This window comes from Enterococcus salsurae (assembly GCF_054784955.1).
In genome coordinates, this window is the sequence record NZ_BAAHWY010000001.1 from 846,343 (window position 1) to 856,337 (window position 9,995).

8 protein-coding genes, 8 tRNA genes and 1 rRNA gene are annotated in these 9,995 nt (G+C 41.6%); all 17 read right to left on the bottom strand.

Annotated elements, in window-relative coordinates:
- On the bottom strand, nucleotides 1-2,031 hold the full coding sequence (locus ACYVRS_RS04165) for a BglG family transcription antiterminator (protein ID WP_461202636.1): 2,031 nt from the start codon (nucleotides 2,029-2,031) through the stop codon (nucleotides 1-3).
- A complete protein-coding gene (locus tag ACYVRS_RS04170) occupies nucleotides 1,994-3,691 on the bottom strand; it encodes a PTS sugar transporter subunit IIBC family protein (RefSeq protein WP_461202638.1) in 1,698 nt (565 codons plus the stop codon). The genes ACYVRS_RS04165 and ACYVRS_RS04170 overlap by 38 nt, the downstream gene beginning before the upstream one ends.
- Before the next feature lie 140 nt (nucleotides 3,692-3,831).
- Nucleotides 3,832-5,187 (bottom strand): C40 family peptidase, encoded by a 1,356-nt coding sequence (locus ACYVRS_RS04175; protein WP_461202640.1) that lies wholly within the window; start codon nucleotides 5,185-5,187, stop codon nucleotides 3,832-3,834.
- A gap of 174 nt (nucleotides 5,188-5,361) precedes the next feature.
- The gene (mreD, locus tag ACYVRS_RS04180; protein ID WP_054114821.1) at nucleotides 5,362-5,871 is read right to left on the bottom strand and encodes a rod shape-determining protein MreD; all 510 of its coding nucleotides are present in this window, start codon (nucleotides 5,869-5,871) and stop codon (nucleotides 5,362-5,364) included.
- A 2-nt stretch (nucleotides 5,872-5,873) separates the two neighbouring features.
- Nucleotides 5,874-6,731, bottom strand: coding sequence for a rod shape-determining protein MreC (gene mreC / locus ACYVRS_RS04185; RefSeq protein WP_312498424.1), 858 nt, complete (start codon nucleotides 6,729-6,731; stop codon nucleotides 5,874-5,876).
- Between the two features lie 136 nt (nucleotides 6,732-6,867).
- Complete coding sequence (locus ACYVRS_RS04190) at nucleotides 6,868-7,509, bottom strand: thiamine diphosphokinase (RefSeq protein ID WP_313540813.1); 642 nt, start codon at nucleotides 7,507-7,509, stop codon at nucleotides 6,868-6,870.
- The gene (gene rpe, locus ACYVRS_RS04195) at nucleotides 7,510-8,160 is read right to left on the bottom strand and encodes a ribulose-phosphate 3-epimerase (protein ID WP_054114899.1); all 651 of its coding nucleotides are present in this window, start codon (nucleotides 8,158-8,160) and stop codon (nucleotides 7,510-7,512) included. It abuts the gene before it with no gap.
- Nucleotides 8,161-8,172: 12 nt separating this feature from the next.
- Nucleotides 8,173-9,054, bottom strand: a complete 882-nt coding sequence (gene rsgA, locus ACYVRS_RS04200) for a ribosome small subunit-dependent GTPase A (RefSeq protein ID WP_312542818.1) — start codon at nucleotides 9,052-9,054, stop codon at nucleotides 8,173-8,175.
- A 96-nt stretch (nucleotides 9,055-9,150) separates the two neighbouring features.
- Nucleotides 9,151-9,224 (bottom strand) — tRNA-Pro (locus ACYVRS_RS04205).
- A 30-nt stretch (nucleotides 9,225-9,254) separates the two neighbouring features.
- A tRNA-Arg gene (locus tag ACYVRS_RS04210) sits at nucleotides 9,255-9,328 on the bottom strand.
- A 12-nt stretch (nucleotides 9,329-9,340) separates the two neighbouring features.
- A tRNA-Leu gene (locus ACYVRS_RS04215) sits at nucleotides 9,341-9,426 on the bottom strand.
- 17 nt (nucleotides 9,427-9,443) lie between these two features.
- Nucleotides 9,444-9,515: transfer RNA gene (locus tag ACYVRS_RS04220), tRNA-Gly, on the bottom strand.
- An 11-nt stretch (nucleotides 9,516-9,526) separates the two neighbouring features.
- A tRNA-Thr gene (locus ACYVRS_RS04225) sits at nucleotides 9,527-9,599 on the bottom strand.
- Between the two features lie 8 nt (nucleotides 9,600-9,607).
- Nucleotides 9,608-9,689, bottom strand: a tRNA-Leu gene (locus tag ACYVRS_RS04230).
- A gap of 14 nt (nucleotides 9,690-9,703) precedes the next feature.
- Nucleotides 9,704-9,776 (bottom strand) — tRNA-Lys (locus ACYVRS_RS04235).
- Between the two features lie 3 nt (nucleotides 9,777-9,779).
- Nucleotides 9,780-9,852, bottom strand: a tRNA-Val gene (locus ACYVRS_RS04240).
- A gap of 16 nt (nucleotides 9,853-9,868) precedes the next feature.
- Nucleotides 9,869-9,984 (bottom strand): 5S ribosomal RNA (gene rrf, locus ACYVRS_RS04245).
- Between the last annotated feature and the right edge of the window lie 11 nt (nucleotides 9,985-9,995).

The window sequence follows — 9,995 nt, forward strand, 5'->3', positions numbered from 1 at the left end:
CTATTGTTTGACTTCTTCAATCAAAAGGGATGACAACAACTGGTAAATGATCGATTCATTCCCCGAGTTGAATATCTCAGTATTCAAATCATTCATAATGATCGATCCGCTGATTTTCCCAAGCATTTGGCTGCTTTTTTCATTGATTGGATAAGGTGCAAGCATAACGAGCAGCCGTGTGACCGTGATTTCTTTTTTGTCCATCGCGAATAGTTCTAAAGGTTGGCGTAAATCAAAGATGCGAAAGACCGGCGCCAGAATCGCTGAACTCGATGCATGGAACAAAGCAACATGCGTGTCGGGTATACCAACCGGTGCTTGAAGATACCGTTTTAACAATTTTCCAGCTACTTTTTTGGGATCAGCAATCAGCGTTCTTTCAAAACGAGCCATGACTTCAGCAAGGGTTTGTTCTAAATCGAGACTGTTGTCGATCATTTCAACACGAAACAGAGCTAACAAAGCGTTGATAGCGTCAATAAAGGCCAAAACTTCTTCATAGGTATCACTTTTACTCGCTTGCGGAGGTGCTTTATGGGCCGAGTGCTTTTGCTGACTGATTTCTTGAAAGGCCGTTTTAAGTTTTTTGATATCTTCGTCTAGTAATATCGGTGAAACCAGTTGATAGTTTCCTTGATAACCCGGCAGCAACGAAGTAGAAATAATCAAGTCGTAGTGTTCTTCGATTTTCTCCCGCTGCACATCTCCCACGCGAAAAAAGGTGATTTGGTTGATGAACGGAAAATGTTTTCGCAACTGCATCTCCAACAAACTGATTGAGGCTAAGCCACTAGGTGAAACCCCTGCAATATTAACTTCTAATACTTTAGGATTTTTCTCTAAGGAATTAGCAAAATGCAAGACCATGTAGGCAATTTCTTCTTCGGAAAATTGTTGTTGCGAAAAGATATGCGGCAAGTTGCTTCTGATGGCAGCCGCTATCTCTACATATTGATTCATGATTTTTTCTAAGATTGGATTATTCAATTGATTTTCTTCTAAAATTGCCCGCGTCATCACCCCAGAAATATGTGTCAATAACATTTTATAGAGATTGGTATCCTCATAAAATGCCGCCTCAGTTTGCTTGCTGACACCTTCTATCAGACGTTTGACCCGATAAGCCAAATCAGTATCGAAATTTTCATCAAAAAAATCTCGATCAAATGAATTGGCAAAATCACCCAACAGAACAGCAAAAAAGACAATTTCATTGATAGAATACAACAACTTGGTCTGCTCAGCCACTTTACCAAAGACTTGCTTCGCTGCCTTTAAGAGTCCTTTATTGAGTTGGCTAGGATAGGTTTCTTCTTCTACAGCATGCCCTTGCTCGACACGATCCATCGCCAATGCCAACATCAAGATAATAAACGCCAATTTACGATCACTAAGTTCTGTAAACTTAGGCTCGATCATCTCGCGAACCAAACGCTGTGCCAACAATAAGTGGGTACGAGAGATGAATTGAAAAACGGATCGCTCTTGCTCTTCTGCTTCGGGCAAGTGAAAAAACTGATACTCATTGATTTCCATCACCATCGTATTGGCAGTTACCAAGCGGCGATATTTTTCCGATCCTTGGATTTCATAGCCCTGGTTGCGGACAATCCGCAAAGGCAAGCGCGCTAAACTTTCCTCCAATTGTTTGATGTCGGCAAAAAAGGTCGTATTGCTGATTTGATAGGTTGCTAATAGATCGTGAATCGATACTGGCTCCTTTGCCATCGTCAGTTGTAATAGAATATGGTGTTGTCGTTCATTGGCGGCAAATTCTTGCCCTGTGTCCGTCATGATCGCTTCTTGCAATTGTCGGAACCCTTGTTCTGAAGCAATGATTTGGAAAGCACCGCGGCCACTCTTTTCCAATGATGCATCCACTCGCTGCAAAGAATTTTCCAAGTTAGCGAGTTCTCTATAGAGTGTCCGCTTGCTGACTTTTAAGACTTGCATCATTCGATCCAACGATACAGGCCCTGCACTATTCATTAGTTCAGTTAATAAAATCGTTTCGCGTTTGGTTAAGAACATAGTCGGCTCCTTCTGTCAGCAACTGACGATATTGTTCCATTTGCAGCATGTCGTTGACTGCAAATAGTGCTGCGCCTTTGGCATCTACTGTCTTTGCTAATTCTTCTGAAGCGATATAGATCACATCTTTAGAAAAAGACACCTCTTCCAATGGTGCTTTACTGATTTCAATCGATAACCCTTCCTCAGAAACCATTTTTTTGACCAACTCTACTGCCATCGTTTGTGATCCTCGTACCGTTCCCTGATACAAAAAGACCATTGCACGTACTGTAGACTGTGGGGCCATCGCCGTAGTGGGATCGTCTGGTGCTTGTGTTGTTTGGATGTGATAGATCAGCTGATCATATTCAGCTGTATCTAAAAAGTTTCCAACATGAAAGTGTTGGGCAGATGGTGCTTGCTTTTGGGCAAGTGCAGCCAGTTCTTTTTGTGTGACCAGCAAAATATTGTCTTGATCCGTGACACGATAAATCGATTCATATCGAACAGGCAAGGTTATCTGAGCTGCTTGCAATTGGCGTTTTAACATACTGGCACCGATCGCACTAGAGCCCATACCAGCATCGCAAGCAACGATGATCTCAGTGATTTGATTGATCTTTGGCATATTTTTCACCTCGTACTTTGGACTGCTTCTTCTCAGAACAATACTTGCTATGGTAAATGAAACAAACATACTAATGACAATTCCTCCTAGAACAGCAGCCATTTTTGTCAAAGGGGCATTGGCCAAGAGGATGAGGATTGAACCTGGTGATGCGGGTGCCTTGAGTCCCGCATCAAATAATTGAAAAATCAATGTGCCGCTAATGCCCCCCATGATTGGCGCCAGAAACAGTGCTGGATGAAGCAAGACAAATGGAAAATACACCTCATGGATACCGCCCAACGCCTGGACGACGATTGCAGTAGCAGCGTTAGTTCGCATTGGCTTTGCGCTCAACCAGCAATAAGCCGCTAAGACCCCCATCCCCGGTCCAGGATTGGTTTCAATCAAAAACAAAAGTGAGCGACCATGGACAGCAGTATCTTCAATGCCCAAAGGAGTCAACAAACCATGATTGATGACATTATTGAAAAAGAAAATCTTCATCGGTTCAAGAATGATATGGATAATGGCAATCGCATTTTTGTTAATAAAGAAGTCAACCATTCGATAACTTGCTTGATTGACGCTTTCGAACAAAGGCGCCAATAAAAAGAAACTAAGCAAAAAAAGCAAGCCGCCCACAAAACCTACCGATATATTCGAAGTAATCATTTCATATCCGGTTGGTACTTTATTTTTGATTCTCATATCCAACTGTTTGATCAGCCAACCAGCACTTGGACCAAGTGCCATCGCACCAAATACTTGGGGTGCATCTGTCATTAAAATCAAGCCGAATACAGCGAGGATAGCTGTAATCCCTCCTCGGCCGTGATACTGAAGTTCCCCTCCTGTATAGGCGATCATTAATGGCAGCACAAACTGAAAGATGCCTTTTTCCGCTTGTTGAATGATTGCTGATTCGACATTTAGCTGGGTCAAAACCAAAGAGATGAGCATCCAAGCAATAAATATACTCAAATTAGGCATCATCATTCTGGTGAGGTAGTTTGTATAAAATTTAAGCGTATCCATTTTTTCTCTGGCTGCATATGTGCGTTTTATCATGCTTGTTACCTTTCTCTCGAACTTCACATTAACTTTCGACCCTATGAAAATACTGCCTTCCATCGTTTCTTCTGCAAGAATAGTATAAGACACTAAAAAAGCTGACGTCAAACGCCAGCTTTTTTTGAAGATCATTTTGATTAATTTACGCGAACCGCAAAATCTGGAGAGTAGTATGAATAACTACTGATTGATACAGTTTGACCAGTTGTTGGTGCATGGATGTATTGTCCATTTCCCATAGCGATCGCCACATGACGGGTGCTGCCGCGACTGCCCCAAAATAGCAAGTCACCCGCTTTGGCCTCATCGATTGAAATAACAGTACCTGCATATTCTTGCGTATACGTCACCCGAGGCAATGAAATGCCGACTTTAGCAAAAACATATTGCGTGAAACCAGAACAGTCGAAACCATTAGGTGTTGAACCACCCCACAGATAAGGTGTGCCAATGTATTTTTGTGCTTCCGCAATAATGGCTGCACCATCCACTGATTGCGCAGGTGCTGATGTGCTGCCGGAATCAGTCGTCGACCCTGAGTTATTAGTTGATGAATCGGTATTCTCTGATTCTTGGCTATTACTTGATGTATTGCTTGAATTGCTCTCAGAAGTTGAAGTCTCTGTATTGCTGTCGTTATTTGAAGATTGATTCGTTGATGATGCTGAACTTGTTGATCCTTCATTTGAGCTAGCAGTTGTAGATGATTCAGTACTTTGAGCTGCAGTAGCTTCGGCTTCTTGTTGTGCTTCAGCGGCTTCTTTGGCAGCAGCTTCCTTGGCAGCAGCTTCTTCCGCAGCAATGCGGGCTTGTTCTGGTTCATATTCAGCTTTTTGGTTTTCTAGATCAGCTTTTTCATCTTCTTTGCTGGCTTGTTGCAGAGCCAAATCAGCTTGCAAAACATTCAAAGCTGCCTGTTTGGTTTGCAAATCACTTAATTGAGTTTCCAACTCATATTGGTTGGTTTCAATCGTCTTTAATTTTTCATCGTTTTCAGCTTTTTTGCTTTCGACTGCTTCTTGATCAGCTTTTTGCTGTTCAACCAAGTCATTGTTGGCATTCACGATCGTCGTCATCGCTTGGACGCGGCCAATCGCATCGGTCAAAGAGTCTGCTTCTAAAACAGCATCGATGAATGAAGAACTTTTTCCATTGACTTGAACATCTCTCGCTTGTTCTTGAATGGCTGCTTCGCGTTTTTCGATTCTTACTTTCAAATCAGCAATTTCTTGTGTCAATTTTTCAGAATCACTGCGCAATTCACTTTGCTGCTGCAATAAGTTTTGCGCTTTATCGTTGATGCCAGCAACTTCACTTTCAAGTGCTGAAACCTGCGCTTGCGTACTTGCTTGTTGATCTTTTAGATCTGTGATTTCTTGATTTTTCGCTTCAATTTTGTTGTCATAATCAGTTGCTGAAACAATTGTCGGTGTGGCAATTGTTGTAAGAACGATCGAACTTACTAATAATGCTGACAAAATACGTTTTTTCACGCTTCATTCCTCCGGCTGACATGCTCATAATGTGCTTTTTTTATGTACAATTACTTAAAAATATCTAAAGATATTTAGGCTAAACTGATTGTAACATAGCCCCATGTCAGATTGATAAAGGAAATATTACAAAAACATTTCATTTAACGATGGTTCAGAACAAAAAAAGTGAAGCTATTCTTCTTTGAATAGCTTCATAAATGGAATCACTAAAATAAAAAATAAAATCATATTCAGCAATAATGTCGGGGCCAAAAATCTTGATACAAAAAAGGACGTATTGACCGATGCAATTTTAAACAAAAGCTGAATGCTCAGCGTAACGATTTCCAGACTTGTGACAAAAATGATCATCCCAAAAAACATGGTAAAAATATTTTGATAGATTGTTTTATCAAGCAAATACATGATCCAAACAATCAACGGAAAGGCAACAGTATAAATTCCGATCAAACCTATATAGTATAGATCGTATAGACATCCAATAACCAACGCTGTAGGAATCAGAAAATTTCTCGGCAGATATCGGGCGCCGCATAATAAAGCAATCAGCAAGACATGCGCACTGGCAATATAGTTATCCTGTGTCCATTTTTCTAACAACCGCGTCAACTGTCCATCGACAAGCATCATCACAAACAAGAATAATGCTGAAATATATTTGATATAGTCATGCTTTTTCATGGCTATTCATCACCTGCCAACCGTTTGATAATGGTCACAGTTTGAATATCATACATTTGTGCATACGGTTTGACGTAAACTTTTGTATCCAGGCCAAATTCATCTTTGGTCGTACTGACAACTGTACCGATTGCAAGGTCAGCTGGAGAATTCCCACCGAGGCCAGATGTTTGAACGACATCGCCTTCTTTTAGCTCGCTTGAGCCCGTTAACTGTGTAATGACTAGTGATTTTTCTTTTTGGTCATAGCTGCTTAAGATACCAAAGTTTTCTCCATCTTCTCCGCTGATCCTCACTGGAAAATGATTGGAATTTTGATTTTCAGATGTCAACAATTCCACCTTAGAAGACGCCGCATTGACTTCAATCACACGACCAATCAAGCCTTTTTGTGACATGACTGCCATATTGATCTCAACACCGTCTTTGGTTCCTTGATCGACAACTAGCATATCTTGCCAAGTATCAGGTGAGCGATTAATGACATTCGCTGAGATTTTATCATAATTGGTCAATGTTTCATTCAGCGCCAATTCTTCTTTTAACGCATCAATCTCACGTTGATAATTTTCATTGGATTGGGCAAGTTCATCATAGCTGTCTAATTTTTCTTTCAGACGCTCATTTTCTTCAAACGTGACAAACAAGTTCTTCACAGAGTTGGCACCACTTTCAATCCAGCGGATAGGGGCTGTGATCACTTTATCAACGATCGCCATGGTATCATTCACTGTCGATTGAACAACATTTGTCGAATTACCCACTGCACGTTTGGCAATGGTCACACTCAATACGGTCACGACTAAAATCACAATAATCAATGTGATAATAATATTTTTATTCGGATTAAACTTTTTCACAAAGACACCTCAAATAGTTAGAAACTGATAGGCTTAATTTTACCATTAAAATCACTGAAACAAAAGATAAGTTGACCGTCTTAATGTTTTTTTTGTAATTGACTTTCTGAAAATTTCAATAACAAAAAAAAGAGACCTAGGTCTCTTCATCACGGCTTTGAATCACCGCTATCACACCTTCGTCAAATGAAAATGCAGCTGTTTCAGTGACAAACTCATTGCTGGCATAAGAAGTTGGGTAAGAAACATCCATATTGTTCAATACATATTTGCTGTCTCTTAAAGTTAGATTGACTACCGGCGTCAAACAACAATAGGCCAAATAATTCATGCCTTTTTCATGGGTGATCAGATGGCTCCCCGGCAAGTAAAAACGAATACTATTTTGACGATCAAGTAAACGAATATTTGCTGCATAATGTTGAAATCTAGGCTCTAAAACAAGCCAAAGATTCGCCAGCAAATGGTCTAACCGTCCCCCGGTCACACCGATTAAATCGATGGCAGCTGTGGGATAACGTTTCAAAGTCTCGGCTAAAGCAAGTTGCGTATCTGTATCATCTTTTTCTGGCGGTGCTTGGATAAATGCTTCAGCTTGTGTTTTTACTTGAACCAATTCTTCTGGTGTCAGTGAATCAAAATCACCTATTGCAAGTGTCAAAGGAAACCCAGCATTGAATAAATAAAATGCCCCTCGATCAATGCCAACAAATACATCATAGTTGATTAGATCTGGCCATGTTTCAGGCCTACCGCCAGCAGCTAATAGGATCCTCATCTACTGCAATGCTTCTTTCAGCGCCTTGATCTGCGCGGCAGGTTCATCCGCATCATAGATATAGCTTCCTGCTACAAAAACATTCGCACCAGCATCTAAGCAACGTTTGGCCGTTTCTGGTACGATCCCACCATCTACTTCAATATCGTAATGGTACTGATTTTCTGCTTTCAGCTCAGCTAACTCTTTAATTTTTTCTAATGACTCTTCAATGAAAGATTGACCACCAAATCCTGGATTGACCGTCATCACCAATACTTGATCACACATAGATAAAACATGTTTAATTGCTGAAACAGGTGTTCCCGGATTGATCACAACTTCAGCTTTCACATTTTCGGCAATGATCATTTGAACTGCCCGATGAATATGTGCGGTTGCTTCGGCATGTACACCAATAATATCTGCACCGGCTTCAGCAAATGCATGGATATAATTTTCAGGCTCAGTGATCATCAAATGGACATCTAATGGCAGCTTCGTTACAGGACGAATCGCTTTAACGATGTTAGGGCCTAAAGTAATATTGGGGACAAAGTGTCCGTCCATAACATCAACATGGATATAATCGGCTCCATGTTGCTCAACTAATTCAATATCTCTTTGCAAATTTGCAAAATCAGCACTTAAAATCGATGGCGCTAACTTGATCATTGGATTCCCTCACTTCTTCTTTTTATAAACCGGACGTCGGTTCTCTACTTCTTCTAAAAATTGTACATAATTGTTATAACGAGAGGCTGCGATGTGGCCTTCATTGACGCCTTCTTTCACGGCACAATCAGGCTCATTTAAATGCATACATTCTCGAAAACGACATTGATTTGCTATTGCTTGAAATTCTGGAAATAACTTAGGCAGCTGACTGCTCTCGATCTCCAAAAAATCAATGGAACTAAAACCTGGTGTATCTGCCACTAAACCATCACAAATTGGCAAGAGTTCAACGTGTCTTGTCGTATGCTTGCCACGCCCTAATGATTCAGAAATAGCCGCAGTTTTCAACTCAAGTTCAGGCATGATCCGATTAAGAAGTGTAGATTTTCCAGCACCCGATTGTCCCATAAAGACGGTAAGCCGCTCAGGAAAATACCTTTGTAGTGCCTGTAGTTCTTCTCCATCAGCTTTAGAAGTGATCACGTGATAGCCGATTTTCTCATAAATTGCTTCAATTTCGTGAATCATTTTCTCATCCGCCATTAAATCAGCCTTTGTCAAAAAGATGATTGGCTCTATGTCTTCATATTCTAGTGTAACTAAAAAACGATCCAGCAAATTATACGAAAAATTAGGCTCGATCAGGCTTGTTACTACAACACCTTGATCGACATTCGCCACAGGGGGACGCACCAATTGGTTTTTACGCGGCAAAACTTCTAATAAGTAGCCATCAGTCCGACTGCTGCTTTCAAATACGACTTCATCCCCAACCAATGGTGTGATATTGCGATTGCGAAAATTCCCCCGTCCACGGGTTTGGAAGATTTCGTCTGCCGCATCAACATAATAAAAGCCGCTTAAAGCTTTGATGATTTGTCCTTTCAAAAAGATTCCTCCTCGTTTGTTCTATTGTATCATACTTTATCCACTATTTCTGAAGACAAAAAAAGCCTGAAGCATATCTGCTTCAGACATAAAAAATCGGGAAGACAGGATTCGAACCTGCGACCCCTTGGTCCCAAACCAAGTGCTCTACCAAGCTGAGCTACTTCCCGATAATAGTAAACAAAAAAATAAAAAGACTACGCGCCCAAGAGGAGTCGAACCCCTAACCTTTTGATCCGTAGTCAAACACTCTATCCAATTGAGCTATGGGCGCATCATATAAAAATGCCGAGGACCGGAATCGAACCGGTACGGTGATCACTCACCGCAGGATTTTAAGTCCTGTGCGTCTGCCAGTTCCGCCACCCCGGCTTTATTGCGTTGGCAAAAGCGGAAAACGGGGTTCGAACCCGCGACCCCCACCTTGGCAAGGTGGTGCTCTACCACTGAGCTATTTCCGCATAAATCCTGATGCCGGCTAAAGGACTTGAACCCTCGACCCTCTGATTACAAATCAGATGCTCTACCAACTGAGCTAAGCCGGCGATTTAAGTGCGGGTGAAGGGACTTGAACCCCCACGCCCGAAGGCGCTAGATCCTAAATCTAGTGCGTCTGCCAATTCCGCCACACCCGCATAGGTTATTACTATGAGCCGTGCAGGGCTCGAACCTGCGACCCTCTGATTAAAAGTCAGATGCTCTACCAACTGAGCTAACGGCTCATATGGGGGTTAACGGGTTCGAACCGCTGACCCTCTGCTTGTAAGGCAGATGCTCTCCCAGCTGAGCTAAACCCCCATAAGGTAAAAAAAACGCGTGGCGACGTCCTACTCTCACAAAGGGAAACCCTTCACTACAATCGGCGCTAAGAAGCTTAACTTCTGTGTTCGGCATGGTTACAGGTGTATCCTTCTTGCTATCGCCACCACACTATTCAATTG